20 protein-coding genes and 1 pseudogene are annotated in these 21173 nt (G+C 68.0%); 17 read left to right on the forward strand and 4 right to left on the reverse strand.

Features of this window, described 5'->3' with window-relative positions:
- Positions 1-12: 12 nt before the first annotated feature.
- Positions 13-498, reverse strand: coding sequence for a MarR family winged helix-turn-helix transcriptional regulator (locus tag WKW77_RS17650; RefSeq protein WP_340358152.1), 486 nt, complete (start codon positions 496-498; stop codon positions 13-15).
- A gap of 254 nt (positions 499-752) precedes the next feature.
- On the opposite strand from WKW77_RS17650, the gene WKW77_RS17655 reads away from it, so the two are divergent.
- The 4 genes from WKW77_RS17655 (at position 753) to WKW77_RS17670 (ending at position 4692) form a co-directional block, all read left to right on the forward strand.
- Positions 753-1718: a Bug family tripartite tricarboxylate transporter substrate binding protein gene (locus tag WKW77_RS17655; protein ID WP_340358153.1), complete on the forward strand. Its 966-nt coding sequence runs from the start codon at positions 753-755 to the stop codon at positions 1716-1718.
- Positions 1719-1836: 118 nt separating this feature from the next.
- Positions 1837-3066, forward strand: coding sequence for a Rieske 2Fe-2S domain-containing protein (locus tag WKW77_RS17660; RefSeq protein WP_340358154.1), 1230 nt, complete (start codon positions 1837-1839; stop codon positions 3064-3066).
- 46 nt (positions 3067-3112) lie between these two features.
- Positions 3113-4177, forward strand: a complete 1065-nt coding sequence (locus WKW77_RS17665) for a Bug family tripartite tricarboxylate transporter substrate binding protein (protein WP_340358155.1) — start codon at positions 3113-3115, stop codon at positions 4175-4177.
- The gene (locus tag WKW77_RS17670) at positions 4174-4692 is read left to right on the forward strand and encodes a bacteriohemerythrin (RefSeq protein WP_340358156.1); all 519 of its coding nucleotides are present in this window, start codon (positions 4174-4176) and stop codon (positions 4690-4692) included. Before WKW77_RS17665 ends, WKW77_RS17670 begins: the two co-directional genes overlap by 4 nt.
- On the opposite strand, the gene WKW77_RS17675 is transcribed toward WKW77_RS17670, so the two are convergent.
- Positions 4674-5570 (reverse strand): LysR family transcriptional regulator, encoded by an 897-nt coding sequence (locus WKW77_RS17675; protein ID WP_340358157.1) that lies wholly within the window; start codon positions 5568-5570, stop codon positions 4674-4676. The two genes, WKW77_RS17670 and WKW77_RS17675, sit on opposite strands and share 19 nt — an antisense overlap.
- Here WKW77_RS17675 and WKW77_RS17680 point away from each other — a divergent pair.
- From WKW77_RS17680 to WKW77_RS17740, 13 genes and pseudogenes are all read left to right on the forward strand, one after another.
- Positions 5487-6677, forward strand: coding sequence for a Bug family tripartite tricarboxylate transporter substrate binding protein (locus WKW77_RS17680; RefSeq protein ID WP_340358158.1), 1191 nt, complete (start codon positions 5487-5489; stop codon positions 6675-6677). The genes WKW77_RS17675 and WKW77_RS17680 overlap by 84 nt on opposite strands.
- 6 nt (positions 6678-6683) lie before the next feature.
- Positions 6684-7883, forward strand: coding sequence for an FAD-dependent monooxygenase (locus tag WKW77_RS17685; RefSeq protein ID WP_340358159.1), 1200 nt, complete (start codon positions 6684-6686; stop codon positions 7881-7883).
- Positions 7884-7958: 75 nt separating this feature from the next.
- Positions 7959-8882 carry a LysR substrate-binding domain-containing protein gene (locus WKW77_RS17690; protein WP_340358160.1) on the forward strand — a complete coding sequence of 308 codons (924 nt, stop codon included), beginning with the start codon at positions 7959-7961 and terminating at the stop codon, positions 8880-8882.
- A gap of 89 nt (positions 8883-8971) precedes the next feature.
- Positions 8972-9601 (forward strand): UbiX family flavin prenyltransferase, encoded by a 630-nt coding sequence (locus WKW77_RS17695; protein ID WP_340358161.1) that lies wholly within the window; start codon positions 8972-8974, stop codon positions 9599-9601.
- A gap of 17 nt (positions 9602-9618) precedes the next feature.
- Complete coding sequence (locus WKW77_RS17700) at positions 9619-10443, forward strand: FAD binding domain-containing protein (RefSeq protein ID WP_340358162.1); 825 nt, start codon at positions 9619-9621, stop codon at positions 10441-10443.
- Between the two features lie 7 nt (positions 10444-10450).
- Positions 10451-10864 (forward strand): annotated as a pseudogene (locus WKW77_RS17705) (SRPBCC family protein); the annotation flags it as partial.
- A gap of 30 nt (positions 10865-10894) precedes the next feature.
- Complete coding sequence (locus WKW77_RS17710) at positions 10895-11440, forward strand: (2Fe-2S)-binding protein (RefSeq protein ID WP_340358379.1); 546 nt, start codon at positions 10895-10897, stop codon at positions 11438-11440.
- A complete protein-coding gene (locus WKW77_RS17715; protein ID WP_340358163.1) occupies positions 11437-13791 on the forward strand; it encodes a xanthine dehydrogenase family protein molybdopterin-binding subunit in 2355 nt (784 codons plus the stop codon). The genes WKW77_RS17710 and WKW77_RS17715 overlap by 4 nt, the downstream gene beginning before the upstream one ends.
- Complete coding sequence (locus WKW77_RS17720; protein WP_340358164.1) at positions 13784-14530, forward strand: enoyl-CoA hydratase/isomerase family protein; 747 nt, start codon at positions 13784-13786, stop codon at positions 14528-14530. The genes WKW77_RS17715 and WKW77_RS17720 overlap by 8 nt, the downstream gene beginning before the upstream one ends.
- 18 nt (positions 14531-14548) lie before the next feature.
- Positions 14549-15547: a Bug family tripartite tricarboxylate transporter substrate binding protein gene (locus tag WKW77_RS17725; protein WP_340358165.1), complete on the forward strand. Its 999-nt coding sequence runs from the start codon at positions 14549-14551 to the stop codon at positions 15545-15547.
- Positions 15544-17070 carry a UbiD family decarboxylase gene (locus WKW77_RS17730; protein WP_340358166.1) on the forward strand — a complete coding sequence of 509 codons (1527 nt, stop codon included), beginning with the start codon at positions 15544-15546 and terminating at the stop codon, positions 17068-17070. The genes WKW77_RS17725 and WKW77_RS17730 overlap by 4 nt, the downstream gene beginning before the upstream one ends.
- 32 nt (positions 17071-17102) lie before the next feature.
- Entirely contained in the window at positions 17103-18083 is a 981-nt protein-coding gene (locus tag WKW77_RS17735; RefSeq protein WP_340358167.1) for a Bug family tripartite tricarboxylate transporter substrate binding protein, read from the forward strand.
- Between the two features lie 4 nt (positions 18084-18087).
- Positions 18088-18855 (forward strand): alpha/beta fold hydrolase, encoded by a 768-nt coding sequence (locus WKW77_RS17740; protein WP_340358168.1) that lies wholly within the window; start codon positions 18088-18090, stop codon positions 18853-18855.
- 160 nt (positions 18856-19015) lie between these two features.
- Here the strand turns inward: WKW77_RS17740 and WKW77_RS17745 are convergent, their stop codons facing one another.
- Together WKW77_RS17745 and WKW77_RS17750 are read right to left on the reverse strand one after the other, a co-directional pair.
- Complete coding sequence (locus tag WKW77_RS17745; RefSeq protein ID WP_340358169.1) at positions 19016-20353, reverse strand: 3-hydroxyacyl-CoA dehydrogenase; 1338 nt, start codon at positions 20351-20353, stop codon at positions 19016-19018.
- Between the two features lie 5 nt (positions 20354-20358).
- Positions 20359-21147, reverse strand: a complete 789-nt coding sequence (locus WKW77_RS17750; protein ID WP_340358170.1) for a crotonase/enoyl-CoA hydratase family protein — start codon at positions 21145-21147, stop codon at positions 20359-20361.
- Positions 21148-21173 lie beyond the last annotated feature (26 nt).

Raw genomic sequence — 21173 nt, forward strand, 5'->3', positions numbered from 1 at the left:
GACAATCCCCGGCTACAGATCGTCGCCCTCGGCCGGCTCGGAGAGTCCAGCGCTCAGGGCTTGGACTTGAGCGTCGATGCGGTCGAGCATGCTTTCGAGCAGCTTGATCTCCTGTGCCGTCAGCCCTGCCCGGATGAACTTCTCGTTGGCGATGGCGCCCTGGACGATTTCCTCGTAGACCGAACGACCGGTGCTCGTCAGCTCCAGGCGGGCACGCCGTCTGTCGGATGGATCGGGGTTGCGCGTGATGAACCCGCGCTTGACCAGCAGGTCGATCGCACGCACGACCCGGAACGGGTCCGACGAAGTTCGTTGCCCGAGTTCGCCAGCAGAGAGGGGGCCGAAGCGCGCAATCACGGCAAGCGATCGCCATGCCGGCATGGTCAGGTCATGGGGAGCCACGTAACGGGAGGACATCACGGCTCCGGTGCGAGATGCGACCAGGCCGAATCGATAAGAGATCCAATGTTCGAGGGAGAGATTCTTCTTGCTGGCCATGGATGCTGATTGAGTGATTGGCGGCGTGGGATGTCGGCCGTCGAGCATAGCCGTGGCAGTGGATCGGGATGTGAAAACGAGTGCGGCCGGCGTACGGGAAAGCGATAGCGCCCATGTCGTCGATTCTTGCGCTTGGTCGTTGTGAACCGCAATCAATACTTGCATAATGCAATTGATGCGGCGACGTGCCGATGCGATCGCTGCCGGTCGAAGACGAATGACGCCGGCCTTCCACGGGGCCAAGGAGACATGCGATGAAATACAGGATGCGCCTGGCGCTGCCGCTGATTCCGCTCTTTGCAGCCTCCGGGGTGCGTGCGCAGGATGCCTGGCCCAGCCGGCCGGTGCGGCTCATCGTTCCGTTTCCGCCGGGCGGCTCCACCGACGCGCAGGGCCGTCTGCTGGCTCAGAAGCTCTCGGATATGTGGGGGCAGCCGGTGATCGTCGACAACCGACCCGGCGCCGGTGCAGTGCTGGCGACCAACGTGGTCGCCAAGGCGCCTCCCGACGGCTATACGCTGGGCATCGCAGTGTCATCGCATGCGATCAATCCGACCTTGAGGTCGAACCTGCCCTATGACACGCTGAAGGATCTGCAGCCCGTCTCGGAGGTGGGCGTGCAGCACATCATCCTGGACGCCAATCCTTCTCTGCCGGCAAGCAGCGTTGCGGAGCTGCTAGAGCTTGCGCAGAAGCGGCCCGGCAGTCTCAGCTACGCGAGCCCGGGGAGTGGCACCGCACACCATCTCGTGATGGAGCTGCTGAAGGCAAGGACCGGCGTGAACATCGTCCACGTGCCCTATCGCGGCGGAGCACCTGCGCAGCAGGATGTGATGGGCGGGCAAGTGCCATTGCTGATGGACACCTATTACGCGAGTGCCGGCCTTCTGAAGGCGGGCAAGCTCAAGCCCATTGCACTGTTCAGCCCCACGCGCCCCGCGAGCGTGCCGGACATCCCGGTCGTCGCCGAGACCGTGCCGGGCGTGTCGGGCCAAAGCAGCGTCGGCGTGATCGCGCCCGCGGGCACCCCGATGGCTATCGTGCAGAAGATCAGCGCGGACATCGCGCATGCAGCCCGCTCGCCGGAGTTCGCGGCGAAGCTGCTCGAGATGGGGCTGGACCCGGTGGGCTCCACGCCCCAGGAGTACGACCAGCGGATCCGCGCCGACATCCTGAAGTGGGCACCGGTGATCAAGGCATCCGGCGCCAAGGCCGACTGAGATTCCTGATCGACCCCGTCTGCAGCCAACCCCCGCACTACCTCAACAACCACCTTCCATCGCCATGCTGAGCAAAGAGAACAACGCCATCCTGACGCGTACAGGACCCGAAACCCCCATGGGCAAGCTGATGCGGTCCTTCTGGACGCCGGCCGTGACCGAGCGCGAGATCCCGGCAGCGGACGAGCCGCCAGTTCGACTCACCCTCCTGGGCGAGAACCTGGTGGTCTTCCGCGATACCGAAGGCCGCATCGGGGTGCTCGACGAACACTGCCCGCATCGCGCTGCCAGCCTCTTCTTCGGCCGCAACGAGGAAGGCGGTATCCGCTGCGTCTATCACGGGTGGAAATTCTCGGTCGAAGGCGAGTGCCTCGACATGCCCACCGAGGCGCCGGGCAGCCCGATGCGTACGAGAGTCCGCGCCGTTGCCTATCCCGCCCGTCTGGCCGGTGGCGTCCTGTGGGTGTACATGGGCGAGGGCGATGCCCCGCCGCTGCCAGACTTCGAATTTCTGGGACTGCCGGACGACCACATCTACGCGTCACGGTGGGAGCAGGACTGCAACTACGCCCAGGCGATGGAAGGCGAACTGGACAGCGCGCACGTGGGCTTCCTGCACAGCCTCGTCGACAAGATCGAGGGCGACGCCCAGACGCTGACCGGCCAGTACTTCCGTGACGACAAGGCGCCGACCTGGAAGATCGTGCCCACGCCGGCGGGCTTCATGGCATGCAATGGTCGCCGCACAGCGGAGGGGCAGCGGTACTGGCGTCTCAATCAGTTCCTGACGCCGTTCTACACCATGATCCCGCCGCATCCCGACGATGCCCAACTGGTCCGGATGTGGGTGCCGATGACAGACGAACGTTGCTGGGTGATTTGCGTGACGTTCCGTCCGGATCGGCCGCTGGGTGACAAGGAACTGGCGGCCTGGCGCAACGGGGATGTCGCGCATCGAAAGGTCGTTCCGGGTACGACGGTGCCGACGGAGCGCAAGGACAACAACTACCTCATCGATCGCCACGCGCAGAAGACGCAGTCTTTCACCGGCATCGCGGGTGTTCGTGCCCAGGACGCGATGGTCTGCGAATCAGCGGGTGCCATCGTCGATCGCACACGGGAACACCTCGGCAGCAGCGACCGCGCCGTGGTGGCGATGCGCCGCACGCTGATCGAGGCGGCGGTCGCGTGCGGCGATCGTGGTGTGCGGCCCGAGGGCTCGCTCATGCCGCATCTCTACCGTGTCCGGGCCACCCAGACCGTCTTGCCGGAGGACACCGATCCCGAAGACTCGGATGCCCTCATGGCGACGGCCCGGCCGAAAGAGGGCGCCGCCACTCAGGACTGAGTACCTGAACCGATTCACAGACAGTCCATCCTCAAGGAGACAAGCAATGATCCCGACCATCGTCGGGCTGGCGCGTCGCGCCCGCTCCACCTTTCAAGCGCCCAGGTTCGACCGGCGCGCATTTTCCTCGCTGCTGATTTCGGTGTTCGTCTGCGCGGGCACGACGAGCGCGCTTGCTGCCGGACACGAGTACCCCCAACAGCCGATCAGCATCATCGTGCCCTTCGCGGCCGGCGGCAGCCTTGACGCAACGGCGCGCGTGCTGGGCAAGAAGCTCGACGAGATCCTGGGCCAGCCGGTGGTGATCATCAACCGGCCCGGTGCGGGCAGTGCGGTCGGCGCACGCGCTGCCGCCACGTCAAAGCCGGACGGCTACACGCTCTTCATCGCTTCGGGATCGGCTTTCGGCTTCGTGCATCTGCTCGTTCGCAATCACGACTTTGACCTGAAGGACTACGCACCCATTGCCGGCCTCGGCATCTATACATCGCTGTTCGCGGTGAGCGAATCGACTCCCGCCAAGTCTTTGTCCGAGCTTGCGGCTCTGGCGAACAGCAAGCCGGGCGGACTGAGCATCTGCTCCACCGGGGCCAACGGGATCAACCACCTGCAACTGGAGATGTTCAGGTTCGCGTACCAGAAGAAGAATCCCGGCAAGAAACTCAACATCACGCATGTTCCATACAACGGCGTGGCACCCGCGCTGACTGCGATCAAGGCGGGCGATGTGGACGCATGCGTCTTGCCCTACAGCTCCCTGGTCAAGCAGATGGACGGCGCGGGCCTCAAGGTGATCGCAGTCCAGCGTGAGAAGCGATTGCCGGCGCTCCCGAATGCCGGAACCACGGGGGAGCAGGGATATCCGGAGCTCGATGGCAACGAGCAGCTGGTGACGATCTCGGCTCCGGCCGGAACGCCAGCGCCTGTGTTGCAGCGCCTGGAAACGGCCTTCCGTGACGCAATGAATGACCCCGCCGTCATGAAGAGCCTGAACGATCTGGAAGTGCAGCCGAAGTTCGTTGGCTCGGCCGATGCGCGAAAGTGGCTCGAACAGGACGTGAAGAAGCTCAGCGACGTGATTCGAGAAGCAGGTCTCGGGAGCAATCCGTGAACGAGGCGATCTCTTCCGCGCCGGTGCGGCCGGCCGGCGACCGGCGAGTCACGACGCGCTTCGCATGGGACGACGGGTTCGCGCTCGGCGAAGAAAGAATGGACCGGACGCACCGCGAGTTCGTGCACTGCGTCGACGCGTTGCTCACATCGGATGACGAGGCCCTGGAGGCTGCGCTCGCAGCCTTCGAGCGGCACGCTCGCGCGCATTTCGCCGACGAAGAGGAAGCGATGCGAGTCTCCCGATACGACTCGGCGCGCTGTCACGTCGACGAGCATGCGGCGGTGCTGGAAAGCTTGCGCCAGGTGAAGGTCGCACTCGCGCAAGGCCGCGCGGAAGTGGTCCGCGCGTTTGCCGTCGCCCTGGCTGACTGGTTCCCCGGACATACCGACGTGATGGACAAGGGGCTGGCCAGCTGGCTCGCCCGGCAGCGTTGGGGCGGATCGCCGATTGCCATCTCGCGAGCCGCTGCCTCTTGCTCCCCCAACCAATCTGCTCATCGAACCTCACGGTGAGATTCGAACGCTTGGACGAGGCACGTTCCAAAATCGGCCAGCAGATCGCTGGTCAACCGCCCCGCCTTCGTGATCTCGTAGAAGTCGACTGCGACTGCAGGTGTCCTCATCTTTTGAAACGTAACCCTGTACCGGGACGCAGCGCTGGCTACGAAATCGGGCAGGATGGTTGGCCCGGCGCCGGACTCCACCATCGCCAGCAGGGTGTGCAGCTGGTTGAATCGCTGCGCGACGGTCGCAGCCGACCCGACAGAGCGCAACTGGCCTTCGACCAGTTGCTGGATGGGGTTCTCCAACGGAAGTCCGAGCAATGTGGCTGCAGTCAACTCCTTCCATCGCACGGACTTCGACGCTTCATTGCTGGCGCACACCAGCACGAGCGGGGATGCGAGCAGACGGCGGCGGCGCACCAGACTCGACGCGGTCATGAACGCACCATATCCGGCGTCGAGTTCGCCGCTTTGCACTCGCTCGTAGATGGTGCCCCTGTCCAGGTCCTGCAACTCGACCTGAACACTCGGATGCATGCCCGCGAACGCCGCGCAGGCCTCGGGAAGGATGGATGAGGCAATGAGTGGCGTGGCGCCGACCGACAAGCGGCGTCGCTGGGTCGACGTGATCTGGCCGAGCGAAACCGTCGCCTCTTCCAGATCCTTGAGCACGCGGATCGCCGTGGGCAGGAACTCCTCGCCCTGCGCCGTCAGCGCAACATTGCGCGTGGTTCGCTCGAGCAGCCTGCAATCGAGCTGCGCCTCCAGCTCCCGCAGCATCGCGCTCAGGCCCGGCTGGGTGACATGGAGCTGCTCCGCTGCCCGCGTGAAGCTTCGCAGGCGCGCCGTCGCAACGAATGCCCGCAGTTGCCGAACGGAAAAGTTCATTCCTGGCGGCCCTCAATTCAAAACCATCGTTTATCAATTGATTCTATTTCGTACCTTCACTTATTTCTAAGGAACCGCTCCAATTCAAACGTTGGCGGGCCCGACCCGCACCAGATCCAGTTTCAGGAGACACATCCCATGGCCTTTTCCCTGCGGCTTGCCGCGGCGGCGGCGCTGAGCGCCGCCTGCTCACTCGGCGCCTTCGCGCAATCGGCGTATCCGTCGCGTCCCATCACGATCGTGGTGCCCTTCCCCGCGGGCGGCCCCACGGACGCCAGCGCGCGCGTCTACGGCAAGGCACTCGCCGACGACCTGGGCCAAGCCGTCGTCATCGACAACCGCGCAGGCGCCGCGGGCACCGTCGGCAGCGCGTTCGTCGCGCGTGCGCCGGCGGACGGGTACACCTTGCTTTGGGGCGGGACCAGCACCCTGGCCGTTGCGCCCGGCCTGTACAAGAACCTGAAATACGACGCGAAATCCTTCGAACCGATCGGGATGGCGTTGCGCGGTCCCATGATGATTGCCGCCTCGCCAGCATCCGGAATTCGCACGTTGGCGGATGTGACGCGGACGAGCAAGCAAAGAGCCGTCACCGTGGGCACGGCAGGAACGGGCTCCATTGGCCACCTCGCGACCGAGTACTACGCGGACGCCGCCGGAATCAAGCTGACGCATGTTCCCTATCGCGGCGGCAGTCCGGCAATCACCGATGCCATCGGTGGACAGGTCGACCTGGTCTTCGACACGGCGGCAGCGCTGTACCCCTTCGTAAAGGCTGACAAGCTTGTCGCAGTCGCCGTGGGCGGAGCGACGTCCTATGCGCCCCTTCCCGAGTTGCCGATCATGAAGTCGGCGATTCCGGGCGCAGGCTACGAGGCCTACTCCTGGTTCGGCCTGGTCGCGCCCAAGGGCACGCCGGAGCCTGTCCTTCAGAAGCTCCGGACATCGATGGCCAAAGCGGCCCAGTCGGCGGAGATCCGCCGCGTGATCAACGAACAGGGCGTCGAGCCGGGCGTCGAGGGCGCCGATGCTTTCGGCAAGGTGATCGCCGCGGACTCGGCCGAGTGGTCGAGGATCATCCAGCAAGCCAACGTCACCGCGGAGTAGCCGTTCATGAGCAGCAAACCCATCCTCATCGCAGGCGGCGGCATCGGTGGCTTGACGGCGGCGCTGGCCCTGTTGCGACAGGGCCGCGAGGTCCAGGTGTTCGAACAGGCGGCGCAGCTCGGTGAAGTCGGCGCGGGCCTTCAGCTGAGCGCCAATGCCACGCGGGCGCTGCACCTGCTCGGACTTTCCAAAGAGCTGGCAGCCATCGCGGTGCAGCCGTCAGGCAAGGAAATCAGGCTCTGGAACACGGGCCAGACGTGGAAGCTGTTCGACCTGGGCGAGTCCTCCATAGCCAAGTACGGCTTCCCTTACTACACCATCTATCGCCCCGATCTTCATCGCGTGCTGGTCGATGCCATCCGTGCGCTGTCGCCCGACGCCATCCGCCTGAACGCGAAGTGCGAGCGCTTCGAGCAGGACGTCCCGGGCGGCCACGTGAGGCTGTACCTGGCCGATGGCTCCGTCAGTGAAGGCCAGGCGCTGGTCGGCGCCGATGGCGTGCATTCGGCGATTCGCAGGCAACTCTTCGGCGATGGCGTGGCGACCTACTCCGGATGCATGGCCTGGCGTGGTGTCATCCCCGTCGACAGGATCGACCATTCGATCGTGCGACAGGTCGGCACCAACTGGGTCGGCCCCGGACGGCACGTCATTCAGTATCCGCTTCGTGCAGGCAAGCTCCTGAACTTCGTGGGCATTGTCGAGACCGATCGCTGGATGGCGGAATCCTGGAACCAGCGCGGCACGCACGCCGAGTGCCACGCCGACTTCGAAGGCTGGCACCCGGAGATCCACGAGCTGATCCGCAATATCGACGTTCCCTTCCGCTGGGCCCTGATGGCTCGCCCGCCCATGTCCACGTGGACGAAGGGCCTGGTGACCTTGCTGGGGGACGCGAGTCATCCGACGTTGCCCTTCCTTGCACAGGGGGCGGTGATGGCCATCGAGGATGGATTCATCCTGGCACGAGCGCTCGGTGAAGTCGGCGACGTCGGCGCCGCCCTCAAGAGGTACGAAGCCGCTCGCATCGGCCGAACGACGAAGATCGTGGAGAGGTCCACCGAGAACGGACGGCGTTTTCACAACCCCGAACTGGCCAGCGCCGAAGGTGCAGCCTCGTATGTGGACAGGGAATGGCGTCCGGATCGCGTGATCGAGCGATACCACTGGCTCTTCGACTATCGGGTCGACGAGGTCTCCCTCTAGGTCCGCGCAGCCCCACCACGCCAACCAGTCAGACCCTGGATGCGATCGCAGTGAGATTTCCTCACAATCCATTGCATGCGAAAACTGCCGCCATTGAACGCCGTGCGAGCCTTCGAGGCGGCCGCCCGGCACGTGAGCATCAGCAAGGCGGCGCGCGAGTTGGGCGTGACGCACGGCGCGATCAGCAAGCAGGTCGCCGCCCTGGAAGAGTGGCTGGGAACGGCAGTGTTCGAGCGCTCGACGACGCCGCTGGGCCTGACCAGCGCCGGCCGGACGCTGCTGGCAGCGGTCACCCCGGCGCTGGATCGCATCTCCGTGGCGGCCAGCTACCTGCAGGAACACAGGGAGACGCGCGCGCTCAGCGTGAATGCGCCGCCCACGATCATGATCCGCTGGCTGATCCCGCGGCTGTCGAACTTCCACCGGCGGCTTCCCGGGGTCGAAGTCAAGCTCACGACCTCCGCGGGGCCGCCGAACTTCGACGTCGACCAGGTGGTGATCCGGGGCGCCTTCCGCCGACCCGAAGAACAGGTGGCCATGCCGTTCATGACGGAGACGATCGTGCCCATCTGCCACCCGGACCTGCTGGAATCCGCGCGGCTGCAGCGGCCCGAGGATCTCGGGCAGCAGACCGTCCTGAGCTACAGGAACGAACCGCTGCCCTGGGCCGAGTGGCTGGCACTGGCGCAGCAGCCGCTGCTGCGACCGGCCCATGTACTGCAGTTCGAGCAGATGTACCTGGCGATCCAGGCGGCGGCCGAAGGGCTGGGCGTCGTGCTGGCGCCGCTGTCGATGGTGGCGGACGACGTCATCACCGGGAAGCTGTGCGCCCCCTTCGGGGTGGAACTCGCGCGCAAGCGGCAGTACTTCGCCCTCATCGCGCCGGGCTGGCACGGAGACCCGGTGATCGAGAACTTCACGCAATGGCTGCGGAAGGAGGGCGAGGACACCGAGCGTTCGCTCGCCCAGCTGTTGCAGGCGCTGAAACGGCCGGCCTGAGGCAGCTTGTGAGCATTGCTCACAAGCCTTGCTCGCATTCGGGAGCCGGTTCTCCCATCATCGCGGCCCGCGTCCCCCGAGAGACCTCCATGAATCCGAACGTACCGGCCGTGCCAGCTTCCCCCCGCCGCCTCATCGTGGGCATCAGCGGCGCGTCCGGCGCGGCGTATGGCGTCCGCATCCTGCAGATGCTGCAAGGCTCGGGGATCGAGACCCATCTCGTCATCAGCGAATCGGCCCGACTGACGGTGGCCACCGAATGCGACATGGGCCTGAAGGAGATCGAGGCGCTGGCCACCGAGGTCCACCATCCCGGGAACATCGGCGCCACCATCTCTTCGGGATCGTTCAAGACGATGGGGATGGTGGTCGCTCCCTGCTCCATCCGCTCGCTGTCCGAGATCGCGTACGGCAACACCTCGGGACTGCTCACGCGCGCGGCGGACGTCGTGCTGAAAGAGCGCCGCCGGCTGGTGCTGATGTTGCGCGAAACACCGCTGCACAACGGCCACCTCAAGGCGATGCTGCAGGCCGGCGAGAACGGCGCCGTGATCATGCCGCCCGTGCCGGCGCTCTATGCCCGGCCCCAGTCCATCGCCGAGATGATCGACCACACCGTCGGGCGCTGCCTCGATCTGTTCGACATCGATACGAAGTCCGTGCGCCGCTGGGCCGGCATCCGCGCCGCGCGGGCCGTCGACGAGTGCGCCCGGCCCTGACCCTCTTTCCAGCCCCCATGTATCCCTTCCGCTACGAACGCCCCCAGGACCTCGCCGAAGCCGTGCGCCTGCTGCGCGTGCACGCGCAGGCGCGGCCGCTGTCCGGCGGCATGACCCTGCTGCCCACGCTGAAGCACCGGCTCGCGCGCCCGTCCCACCTGGTGGACCTGGCGCGGCTCGATGGCCTGCATGGCATCGCCTGTCAGGGCGGCGTGCTGAGCGTCGGCGCCGCCACACCGCATGCGCAGGTCGCGGCCTCGCCGGTGGTGCGCCAGGCGATCCCCGCGCTGGCCCATCTGGCCGGCTTGATCGGCGATGCGCAGGTGCGTCAGCGCGGCACGCTGGGCGGCTCGATCGCCAACAACGATCCGGCCGCCGACTATCCGTCGGCCGTGCTCGGCCTGGGCGCGACGGTCGTCACCGATCGCCGCCGCATCGCCGCGGACGATTTCTTCACGGGCATGTTCAGCACGGCGCTGGAGGCGGGAGAAATCGTCACGGCGGTGGAATTCCCGCTGCCGCTGCGCGCCGCCTACTGCAAGCACCGTCATCCGGCTTCCGGCTACGCCCTCGTGGGGCTGTTCCTGGCGGAAACGTCCGCGGGCGTGCGCGTCGCATTGACTGGCGCTGCGCCTTGCGTCCTGCGATGGACGGAGGCCGAGGCGCGCTTGTCTTCCCGTCCGGCAGACCCGCTGGCCGCCATCCAGCAACTGCAACTCGCCCCTGAAGGGCTCAACGACGACCTCGCCGCGACACCCGCTTACCGCGCGCACCTGGCCGGGGTGCTGCTGCGCCGCGCGCTCGGACAGCTGTCCGCGTCCCCCACGGCCATCAAGGATTGATACCGGCATGGAATTCACCGGAACCCAACTCATCCCCGCCCGGCGTGCCGCCGTGTGGGCCGCGCTCAACGACCCGGCGATGCTGCAGCAATGCATCCAGGGCTGCGAGCAGTTCGAGCTCGCCGGTCCCTCCGAGTGGCGGGCCGTGGTGCTGGCCGCCGTCGGGCCGGTCAAGGCGCGCTTCACCGGCAGCGTGCAGTTGCTCGACATCGAGCCGCTCGTGGGCTATCGGTTGCAGGGCCAGGGGCAGGGCGGCGTCGCCGGATTCGGCAAGCTGGAGGCGCGTGTGCGGCTGCGCGACGAAGCCGGCGAAACGCGGCTGGACTACACGGCCCAGGCTCAGGTCGGGGGCAAGCTGGCGCAGATCGGGTCCCGCCTGGTCTCCGGCGTGGCGCAGAAGATGGCCGATCAGTTCTTCTCGTGCTTCACGGCCCTTCTCAGCGGGGGAGCCATGTCTTTCGCGCCGGCCGCACGGGAAGTCGATGAGGGCGCGACGCCGGCCGGATTCGCCCGCGTGCAACTGACGGTCAACGGCCGCGCGGTGGAGCGGCAGGTCGACAGCCGCACATTGCTGGTGGACTTCCTGCGCAAGGACCTGGGGCTGACCGGCACCCATGTCGGGTGCGACACCACGCAGTGCGGCGCCTGCACGGTCAACCTCGATGGCGTGGCCGTGAAGTCCTGCACCGTGCTGGCGGTGCAGGCCAACGGCGGCGCGGTCACGACGATCGAAGGCCTGGCGCCCGCCGGCGGGCTGCACGCGCTGCAGCAGGCGTTCAACCGCTGCCACGCCCTGCAATGCGGCTTCTGCACGCCCGGCATGATCATGGCCGCCGACGGCCTGCTGCGCAGCGGCTGCACGGTGGACGACGCCAGCATCGAACGCGCCCTCGAGGGCAACCTGTGCCGCTGCACCGGCTACGTCCACATCGTCGAAGCAGTGAAGGAGGCCGCCCGCGCGCTCTGCGTGCCGACGCACCGGGAGACGACGCCATGATCGGCCAGCCCCTGCCACGACGCGAGGACGCCCGCCTGATCACGGGCCGCGGCCAGTACACCGACGACATGGACCTGCCCGGCCAGGCCTGGGCCGCGTTCGTGCGCTCACCGCATGCGCATGCGCGCATCGTCGCCATCGAAACGGCCGCGGCCAGCGCCATGCCCGGCGTGATCGCGGTGCTCACCGGCCGTGACTACGCGGACGACGGCCACCGCGGCATCGACCACATCCCCAATCCCGTCGACGCGGTCGACGCCCGCGCCAAGGCCTTCACGCGCTCGAGCACCGGCCGGATCTACGAGCGTCGGCAGTGGCCGCTTGCGATCGACAAGGTCCGCCATGTCGGCGAAGCGGTCGTGATGGTGGTGGCGGAAACCGCTCACCAGGCGCGCGATGCGGCGGAGGCTGTCGCCATCGATTACGAGGTGCTGCCGGCCGTGGTGCGCGCGGACGACGCGCTGGCCGAGGGCGCGCCGCAGCTGTACGACGACCTGCCGCGCAACCTCTGCTTCGAAACGGAACTGGGCGATCGCGCGGCCGTGGATGCCGCGTTCGCCGGCGCCGCCTGCGTGGTGCGCCGCGAGTTCCGCAACAGCCGCATCGTGAACTGCCAGATGGAGCCGCGCTCGGCCCTGGGCCACTACGACGCCGCACAGGACCGCTGGCTGCTGGTCGCCGGCAGCCAGGGCGTGAACCGGCAGCACATGATGCTCTCCGACGCACTGGGCGTGGCGCCGGAGCGCCTGCGCGTGGTCAGCCCCGACGTCGGCGGTGGTTTCGGCCCGCGCTATGCGCTCAACATGGAGCCGGTCGCCGTGCTCTGGGGCGCCCGCCGCGTAGGCCGGCCCGTCAAGTGGACCAGCGACCGCAGCGAAGCCTTCGTCAGCGACTACCAGGGGCGCGACCTGCTGATCCGTGCGGCCGTCGCCTTCGATGCGCGGGGGCGCATTCTTGCGCTGGACAACCATCTGGTCGGCAACGTCGGCGCCCACGCCGTGTCGTACGTCCCGATGTCGAACTCCTCGCGCGTGACGACCAGCGTGTATGACGTGCCCGCGGTTGCCGTGAAGATCTCTGCGGCGATGAGCAATACCGTGCCCACCGGGCCCTACCGGGGTGCGGGGCGGCCCGAGGCGATGCATGCCATCGAGCGCGTTCTCGACATCGCGGCGCGCGAACTCGGCATCGACCGCGTCGAGATCCGCCGGCGCAACCTGATTCCCCGCCACACGCTGCCGCGCCTGAGCCCCATGGGCCTGCCCTACGACGCGGGCGACTTCCAGGCCAACATGGATCGGGTGCTGCAGTTGGCCGACTGGGCCGGCTTCCCGCAGCGGCGCGAGGCGTCCGCCGCGCGCGGCAAGCTGCGCGGCATCGGCCTCGCGAACTACATCGAGTCGCCGGTGGGCGCTCCGCGCGAACGCATCGAGCTGGAGATGCGGACTGACGGCCAGCTGGATATCGTGTCAGGCACCCAGTCCACCGGCCAGGGGCACGAGACCAGCTTCCTGCAGGTGCTCACCGAGCACTTGGGCCTGCCGCCCGAGCGCATGCGCCTGCGCACCGGCGACACGGATTTCGTCAAGGTCGGCGGCGGCACCCATTCCGACCGCTCGATGCGCCTGGCCGGCACGCTGCTGGTGCAGGCTTCGGCGCGTCTCCTGGAGCGCTCGCGCCTCGTCGCCGCCGACCTGGCGAAAACGGACCCGCAGCGCCTGCATCGGCATGCCGATGGCTTCGTGCTGAAACGCACGTGGTGGTTCGAGCGCGTGCTGACTTGGGCCGAACTCGCCCGTCACGTGGCGCAGCACGGACTGCCGGACGACCGCGCCTGCAAGCGGCTGGCGGTCGAGGCCGAGTTCTTCGGCCGCATGCCCGCCTATCCCACCGGCGCGGCCGTGTGCGAACTGGAGGTCGATGCCGAGACCGGCGAGGTCGCGCTGCTGCGCTACGCCGCCGTCGACGACGTCGGCCGGGCGATCAATCCGCTGATCCTGGAAGGCCAGATCCACGGCGGACTGGCGCAGGGCCTGGGCCAGGCGCTGGGCGAGCACTACGCCATCGACGGCAAGGGCCAGGTGCTGGCCGGTTCCTTCATGGACTACCGCCTGCCGCGTGCCGGCCTGCTGCCGCCCCTGACCATCGAACTCACCAACGACCCCACGCACGGCAATCCGCTGGGCGTCAAGGGCGGCGGCGAGTCGGGCATCACCCCGGCCACCGCAGTCACCTTCAATGCCCTGGCGGACGCGCTGTCGGCGCACACCCGGGAAGAAATCCCCATGCCCGCCACGGCGCTCGCGCTGTGGGAACTGATCCGGAAATCGCAGGAGCTTCGCCATGCATGACAACGACGGCGGCAGCCTCGACGCGGTGCGCGTGCGCCGCGACGGGAACGTGCTGCACATCACCCTCAACACGCCGGACAACGGCAACCTCGTCAGCGCGCCCATGGCCGAGGCCATCATCGCAGCGCTTGCGGGCCTGGACCCCGAGGTCCGGCTCGTGGTGCTGCGCGGCGCGGGCGCGGACTTCTGCGCCGGCCGGGTGTCGCCCACGCCGGCCAAGGGCGCGCCGCCGCCGTCCGGCGAGCGCCTGCGCCAACTGGTGGCGCAGCCCGCGCTTGACCTCTACGACGCGATCAAGGCCACCCCGGTGCCCACCCTGGCCATCGTGCAGGGACGCGCGATCGGTGTCGGCACCGCGCTGGCCGCTTTGTGCGACCTGGCGCTGGCGGCCGAAGACAGCTGCTTCCAGGTGCCCGAGATGGAGCGCGACATCCCGCCCACGCTGGTGATGGCGGCCTTGTGCGACCGCGTGCCGCCCAAGTCGCTGGCCTGGCTGGTTCTCAGCCGCCGCGAGTGGTCCGGCAGCGAGGCGCAGGCCGGCGGCCTGGTGAGCTGGACGGCCCCGGCGGCCCGGCTGGAGCAGGAAGCCCACGCGCTCATCGCCACGCTGGCCGCAGGCTCGCCCGTCGCCCTGCGCGCCTGCAAGCAGTACCTGGCCCACGCGCCGGCCATGAACCCGCAGGCGGCGAGCGCCTTCGCGGCCCACCTGTGCGCCACCGCGCTGTCGGCGCGCTATTGAATGAACCCGGAGCTTTCGATGAACCCTTCCAACTCGACGGCGATTCGCCGCCGCCATCTGCTTGCCCTGGCTGCCGCCGCGCTGCCGACGGCGAGCTTCGCCCAACCCGGCGCCACCGGCGCCTGGCCGGAGAAGCCGCTGCGCATGTTCGTCGGCTATGCCGCCGGCAGCGGCATCGATACCGCGGCGCGTCAGTTGGCGCACCGCATCGAGGTGCTCGCCGGCCAGCCGGTGGTGGTGGACAACCGGCCCGGTGCGCTGGGCAATCTGGCGGCGCAGGCCGTGGCCGCCGCTCGCGGGGATGCCAACACCATCCTGTTCACCCCCAACTCCACGCACGCGGCCAACATCCACCTGTTCAAGAAGCTGCCCTTCGACCCGGTGCAGGACTTCACCCCGGTGAGCAGCGTCGCCACGCTCGGCTTCGTCCTGGTCTGCGACCCGAAAGCGGTCAACGTCACCAGCGTGCAGGAACTGGTGACGGCACTGCGCCGGGAACCGGGCCGCTGGGCCTATGGCACCGGCAACGCCACCGGACTGGTCGCTGGCGCGATGTTCAAGACGCTGACCGGCACCGACATGCTTGCCGTGCCCTACAAGAGCGTCCCGCCCGCCATGACCGACCTGATGGGCGGGCGCCTGCAGCTGGTGTTCGCCGATGCGACGCTGGCCATTCCGCTGGTGCGCGCGGGCAAGCTGCGCGCGCTGGCGGTCAGCGGTTCGCGGCGCATGGCGGCCCTGCCGCAGGTGCCGACGATGGCCGAGGCGGGCGTCCCCAAGTACGACCTGACCGCATGGTTCGCGGTGTTCCAGCCGGCCGGCGTGGCACCGGAACACAACGCGCGCATGGCCTCGCTGGTCCAGCGCGCGCTGCAGGATCCACAACTCGCCGAATCGCTGCGCAGCATCGGCGCCGAACCCGAATCGTCCACGCCGGCCGAACTGGCCCAACGCGTCGCCACCGATACGGAGCGCTGGGGCGCGCTGGTCAAACTTGCAGGGATCGAAGCCGAATGAACCCGAACCTCGAACAATTCCGCCTGCGCCGCTTCCTCGACGCGCTCGGCCCCGAACAACTGCAACGGCATGGCGTCACGGCGCTGGCCGATGTCGCGGTCGCGCTGGAAGGCGCACCCGCGGCGCAATTCTTCGCACAGCCGGGCGGCGAAGGGCCCGAACTGGTGGGCAACGTCATGGGCAGCCGCGAACGTGTGGCGCAGGCTTTCGGCTCGACGCCGAGTGAACTCGTGACCGAGGTCTTGCGCCGCCTGCGCAAGCCGCAGCCGATCGTCACGGTGCAGCGCGGCGATGCCCCGGTGCAGCAGGTCGTGCTGGAAGGCGACGCCGCCGATCTCACGCAGCTGCCGGTGCACCTGCAGCACGAGCTGGATGGCGCGCCCTACATCGGCGCGATCGACTTCTCGCGCGACCCGTCCAATGGCTGGACGAACATCGGCGTGCGCCGCCTGATGCTGCGCGGTCGCCGCAAGGCGGGCGTGGACCTGGTGGCGCCTTCGGATATGCGCGCCCTGTACCTCGGGTACGCGCAGCGCAAGGAGCCGATGCCGGTGGCCTTCGTGGTGGGCGCCAACCCGATCGACTACGTCGCCGCCACCATGCGCATGCCGGTCGACGAGATGGAGTTGCTGGCCTCCCTGCGCGGTGCGCCGCTGGGCGTGGTCAAGTGCGTCACCAGCGACCTGCTGGTGCCGGCCGATGCCGAGTACGTGCTCGAAGGCTACCTCGACGAACGCGGCCATGTGGACCCGGAAGGGCCCTATGGCGAATTCCTGGGCTACTACGGCGGTGTCAAGCGCAACCCCGTGTTCCACCTGACGGCGATCACGCACCGGCGCGATCCGGTGTTCCAGACCCTCACGATCAGCGGCCGGAACATGGACCGCACCGACACCGCGCAACTCTGCGCCTTGCGCACGGAGGTGACCGCGTGGCAGTCGATCCAGCTCGCCGTGCGCGAACTGAAGGCGGTCTATGCCAGCGCGGCCACCGGCGGCATGTTCAACCTGCGGGTGGCGCTGCAGCAGCGCGTACCCGGCGAGGCGCGCAACGCCATCGCCGCGGCCTTCGCGTGCCAGGCCAACATCAAGCACGTGTTCGTGGTCGACCCCGACATCGACATCTTCTCCGACGCCGAGATGGAGTGGGCGCTGGCGACGCGTTTCCAGGGCGGCCGCGACCTGGTGGCCATGGATGGCATGCGGGCGATGCCGCTGGACCCGTCGCTGCGGGGCGCGCGATCCGGGAGCAAGCTGGGCTTCGACCTCACCCTGCCGTTGCTCGCGCCGGGCGAGCAGCGCAGCATGGAATACCTGGTGCCCACTCCGCCCCGGGCGGCGCCGGCCGATGCTCCCATGCGCAGCCCGGACGTCGCCTTGGCCGAAGGGGCAAAGACGTTCGCCGAGTTGATGCGGGCAACCGGCAGCCGCGATGGCCGCGAACTGGTGCGCTGGCTGGAGTCCCAGGACGCCGAAGGGCGGCTGGATCGCGACGACCGCGGCCGCTGGCGTCTGCGTTCCTGAGCTTGCCCGCCCGAATCCATGAAGGAAGCGTCATGAACAGTCCGAAGTCCTTCCGCGCGGCCTGCGCGCTCGTGCTTGCCACGCTCCTCGGCCCGGTGGCAGCGCCGGCCGCGTCCGCGGCGGTGGCCTGGCCCGAGCGGCCTGTCAAGCTCGTGGTGCCGTATCCGGCCGGGGCGGGCGCGGACACGACGGCGCGTCTCGTCGGCGAGAAATTGAGTGCACGCCTTGGCCAGCCGATCGTGATCGAGAACCGGCCGGGCGCTGCGACGAACATCGCGATGGAGTGGGTGGTCCACCAGCCGGCGGACGGCTACACGCTGTTCTTCGCCTTGCCGACCGTGGTGCAGAACCCCTACCTGTACAAGCTGCGCTTCGACCCGCGCGCGGAGTTGCGGCCCGTGGCCAAGCTCACCGAGGTCAGCTTCGTGCTGCTCGCCAGCAGTGAATTCCCTGCACGCAGCGTCCCCGAGCTGCTGAAGCTGGCAGCCGAGAAGCCTGGCCAGGTGAGTTGCGGATCGCCGGGCGCCACGCCCGGCCTGGGCTGCGAGCTGCTCAAGAGCCGGGGCAAGGTCGACATCACCGTGGTTCCGTACAAGGGCAATGCGCCGGCGTTGACCGACCTCGCTGGAGGCCAGATCAACCTCCTGTTCGACCTGGTGAGCTCGGCGAAGCCGCACGTGGCTGCGGGCCGTGTGCGCGCCATCGCCACCACCAACAGCAAGCGGGGCGATCCCCAGTTTCCCGAGCTGCCCACCGTGGCCGAAACCCTGCCCGGTTTCGAGCTGACGGCCTGGCAGGGCGTCATGGTGCCCGCCAGGACGCCCGACGCCGTGGTCCAGCGGCTGGAGCGCGAACTGGCTGCCGTGATGGCCGATCCCGACGTGCAGGCCAGGCTGGCCGGGAATGGGCTGACCCCGTCCTTCGAGGACGCTGCGCACTTTCGCCAGACGCTGGCGCGCGAATTCACCCGCTACGAGAAGCTGATTCGCGAAACTGGCATGAAGGGGGAGTGAGGGCATGACTGCACCGATTCCTTGCCTGCGCTTCGGGCAGGGTGGGCACCGCGCCCTCTTTCTCGCGGGCTGGCTGGGCACCGCGCAGGACTGGGGCGCCATGCTGCGGGCCATGGACCCGAATGCGGTGTCGGCTTGCCTGCTGGACATCCGGGGCTACGGCGCGCGCCGCGGCGAGCGGGGCAACTTCTCGTTCCGCGAAGTGGCGCAGGACGTGCAACGCATCCTCGACCAACTAGGCTGGGACAGCTGCACACTGGTGGGGCACTCCATGGGTGCCATGGCGATGCAGCGGGTGCTCGCAGATGCGGGGCAGCGGGTGCAGGCACTGGTGGGCATCGCCCCGGTGCCCGCCTGCGGGTCGCGAATGGATGCGCAGCGCTTTGCCGCGTTCGAGGCGGCTGTTCACGACGTCGCCGGCCGGCAGGCCATCGTCGCCGCATCCACCGGCCAGCGGCTGTCGCCAACCTGGGCCCGCGAAGTCGCACGAGCGTCCTGTCAGCGATCGAGCGAGGACGCCGTCGGCTCCTACCTCGCCGAATGGGCGCGAGAGGGCTTCGAAGACGAGATCGCCGGCAGCGCGTGCCCCGTGCGCCTGTTCGTCGGACAGCACGATCCGGGTCTGACCCGCGCCGCCATGGAGCGGACCTGGCTGCGCTGGTATTCCGATGCCACCGTGGAGGAACTGCCCAACGCCGGCCACTATCCGATGCTCGAAACGCCGGCGTGGCTCGGAACCCGGCTCGACGCAATCCTGCGCGAATTGGCCTGAGCCGCGCCACCGTTGCGCGGAGCCTCGATGCCCCAAGGCCGCGATGGCGGCCCCCTGCTGCCGAGGTCAGCTTGGAAGCAATGATGATGGCGCGCCTAACTTGCGGCCGTGCTCACCTTGCAGGTCATCAGCAGCGTGCCGGCCAGGACGGACGTTCTGCTCAGAGATCCGCGAAGCGACCGTTTTCCTCCGCAAGCCGCTCCAGCAGCGGCGCCGGCTCCCACCAGAAGCCATCCTGCGCGTGGAAGCGCCGGATGTCGGCCAGCACATTCGCAAGCCCGATGCGATCGGCGAGATACATGGGCCCGCCGTGATGCGCGGGGAAGCCATAGCCCGTGAGGTAGACGATGTCGATGTCGCCAGGCCGCAGCGCGACGCGTCGCTCCAGCAGCTTGGCGCCTTCGTTGATCATGCCGTAGAGGCACCGCTTGATGATCTCGTCTTCACCCATCTGCCGGCGTTGGATGCCCATGCGGGCGGATTCCTTCACGATGAACTGCTCCAGCTCGGGGTCGCGGTGCGGCATGCGGTCGCCCTTTTCGTACCGATACCACCCTTTGCCGCTCTTCTGCCCGAGGCGGCCCTGGTCGCACAGCTTGAGGATCAGGTCATTCCATCGCCGGTCCGTGGGGCGGGTCACTATCTGAGCCTTGCGTGTCTGGTAGCCGACGTCGTTGCCCGCCATGTCGTGCACCGTGAAGATGCCCATCGCATAGCCGAACTTCTTCAGTGCCGCGTCGACCTCGTGCGGCAGCGCGCCGTCTTCCACCAGGAAGTGGGCTTCGCGCGTGTAGTTGCGAAAAAGCGCGTTGCCGATGAAGCCCGGGTAGATGCGCGCGAGCACCGCGATCTTGCCCATGCGGCGGCCGAGGTCCATCAGCGTTGCGACCACGTTGGATGCGGTCGCTTCGCCGCGGACGACCTCCAGCAGCTTCATCACATGCGCGGGACTGAAGAAATGCGCGCCGACCACATCCTGCGGGCGCGATGTCACCGCGGCGATCTCGTCGACATCGAGGCCTGACGTATTGGTCGCCAGGATCGCGCCCGGCTTCGCCAGCCGGTCGAGCTGGCGGAAGATGTCCTGCTTGAGCCCCATGTCCTCGAACACTGCCTCGATCACGAGGTCGGCGTCCTTCACGTCGGCCATCTGCAGCGAGCCGGTGATGAACGCAAGACGTCGGTCGCGTTCGGCAGCATCGAGCTTGCCGCGCGAGACGCTGCCGTCGTAGTTGTCGCGCACGCGCTGAAGACCGCGCTCCAGTCCTTGCTGGTTTGCGTCGATCAAGGTCACCGGAATGCCGATGTTGGCCAGCGACATCGCGATGCCCCCGCCCATCGTGCCGGCGCCGATCACTGCCACGCGATGGATGGGCCGCAGCGGTGTGTCCGCGGGAATGTCGGGGATCCGGGCCGCTTCGGCGGCAGCGGTTCGGGCGTGGAGGGCAGCGCGTTCGCGTTCGTCCTCGCTGACGGTGAAAAGGTCGGTCGTGCTCATGGAGGTCAGCCCTGGTTCTCGTGAATCCGCTTGGCCTTGCCGTCCACGAATTCGCGCAAGCGCTGCTCGGCCTCGGGGGGGCGTGCGCGGGCCGAGTTGAGCTGCTCCATGAACAGGCCGTCGTCGTGCGACAGGTCCTGTACGCGCGGCAGCACGTTGATGATCATCCAGTTGGTCTCGACGCTGTTCTTGGCGATGCGCGCGGCGAGCTCCCTGGCCTTGGCCAACGCTTCACCGGCAGGTGTCACATAGCGCACGATGTGCTCCTGGAGCCCTTCGGCAGCCGAGAGCAGCCGGCCGGTGAGCATCATGTCCGTCATCACCGCGGTGCCGACCACGCGCTGGATGCGCACGGTGCCACCGCCGCCGACGAAGATGCCGCGCTGGCCTTCGGGCAGGCCGAAGAGCGCGCTCTCGTCGCACACGCGCAGATGCGCTGCCGTCGCCAGTTCCAGCCCGCCGCCCACCACCGCGCCGTGCAGTGCGGCGACGAAAGGAATGGGTCCGCGCGCGATGAGGTCGAACACTTCGTGCCAGTTGTGCCGGCGGCGCTTGCGCGCCGGCTTGATCTGGCCGGTGGCGCGCGCCAGCGCTTCGGCCAGGTCCAGGCCCGCGCAGAAGTTGCTGCCATGGCCGAAGAGGACGGCCACATCCGCTTCCTCGTGCGCGCGCAGCACGGCGGCGCGGAGCTCGTCGATGAGAGGGTCGTTGATCGCGTTGCGCTTGTCGGCCCGGTTCAGGCCGATCAGCGCGATGCTGCCGTCGAGTTCGTAGGTGATCAGGGGTTCGCTCATGGGGTTCGTGTTGCGTCGGGATGTCG

Source organism: Variovorax ureilyticus (genome assembly GCF_037889935.1).
Classification (GTDB): domain Bacteria; phylum Pseudomonadota; class Gammaproteobacteria; order Burkholderiales; family Burkholderiaceae_C; genus Variovorax; species Variovorax ureilyticus.

What these genes read in the sequence shown, in the direction of transcription:
- WKW77_RS17650 (WP_340358152.1), bottom strand. Translation starts at nt 498, where the DNA reads ATGGCCAGCAAGAAGAATCTCTCCCTCGAACATTGGATCTCTTATCGA.
- WKW77_RS17655 (WP_340358153.1), top strand. Translation starts at nt 753, where the DNA reads ATGAAATACAGGATGCGCCTGGCGCTGCCGCTGATTCCGCTCTTTGCA.
- WKW77_RS17660 (WP_340358154.1), top strand. Translation starts at nt 1,837, where the DNA reads ATGGGCAAGCTGATGCGGTCCTTCTGGACGCCGGCCGTGACCGAGCGC.
- WKW77_RS17665 (WP_340358155.1), top strand. Translation starts at nt 3,113, where the DNA reads ATGATCCCGACCATCGTCGGGCTGGCGCGTCGCGCCCGCTCCACCTTT.
- WKW77_RS17680 (WP_340358158.1), top strand. Translation starts at nt 5,487, where the DNA reads ATGGAGCTGCTCCGCTGCCCGCGTGAAGCTTCGCAGGCGCGCCGTCGC.
- WKW77_RS17675 (WP_340358157.1), bottom strand. Translation starts at nt 5,570, where the DNA reads ATGAACTTTTCCGTTCGGCAACTGCGGGCATTCGTTGCGACGGCGCGC.
- WKW77_RS17685 (WP_340358159.1), top strand. Translation starts at nt 6,684, where the DNA reads ATGAGCAGCAAACCCATCCTCATCGCAGGCGGCGGCATCGGTGGCTTG.
- WKW77_RS17690 (WP_340358160.1), top strand. Translation starts at nt 7,959, where the DNA reads ATGCGAAAACTGCCGCCATTGAACGCCGTGCGAGCCTTCGAGGCGGCC.
- WKW77_RS17695 (WP_340358161.1), top strand. Translation starts at nt 8,972, where the DNA reads ATGAATCCGAACGTACCGGCCGTGCCAGCTTCCCCCCGCCGCCTCATC.
- WKW77_RS17700 (WP_340358162.1), top strand. Translation starts at nt 9,619, where the DNA reads ATGTATCCCTTCCGCTACGAACGCCCCCAGGACCTCGCCGAAGCCGTG.
- WKW77_RS17710 (WP_340358379.1), top strand. Translation starts at nt 10,895, where the DNA reads ATGTCTTTCGCGCCGGCCGCACGGGAAGTCGATGAGGGCGCGACGCCG.
- WKW77_RS17715 (WP_340358163.1), top strand. Translation starts at nt 11,437, where the DNA reads ATGATCGGCCAGCCCCTGCCACGACGCGAGGACGCCCGCCTGATCACG.
- WKW77_RS17720 (WP_340358164.1), top strand. Translation starts at nt 13,784, where the DNA reads ATGCATGACAACGACGGCGGCAGCCTCGACGCGGTGCGCGTGCGCCGC.
- WKW77_RS17725 (WP_340358165.1), top strand. Translation starts at nt 14,549, where the DNA reads ATGAACCCTTCCAACTCGACGGCGATTCGCCGCCGCCATCTGCTTGCC.
- WKW77_RS17730 (WP_340358166.1), top strand. Translation starts at nt 15,544, where the DNA reads ATGAACCCGAACCTCGAACAATTCCGCCTGCGCCGCTTCCTCGACGCG.
- WKW77_RS17735 (WP_340358167.1), top strand. Translation starts at nt 17,103, where the DNA reads ATGAACAGTCCGAAGTCCTTCCGCGCGGCCTGCGCGCTCGTGCTTGCC.
- WKW77_RS17740 (WP_340358168.1), top strand. Translation starts at nt 18,088, where the DNA reads ATGACTGCACCGATTCCTTGCCTGCGCTTCGGGCAGGGTGGGCACCGC.
- WKW77_RS17745 (WP_340358169.1), bottom strand. Translation starts at nt 20,353, where the DNA reads ATGAGCACGACCGACCTTTTCACCGTCAGCGAGGACGAACGCGAACGC.
- WKW77_RS17750 (WP_340358170.1), bottom strand. Translation starts at nt 21,147, where the DNA reads ATGAGCGAACCCCTGATCACCTACGAACTCGACGGCAGCATCGCGCTG.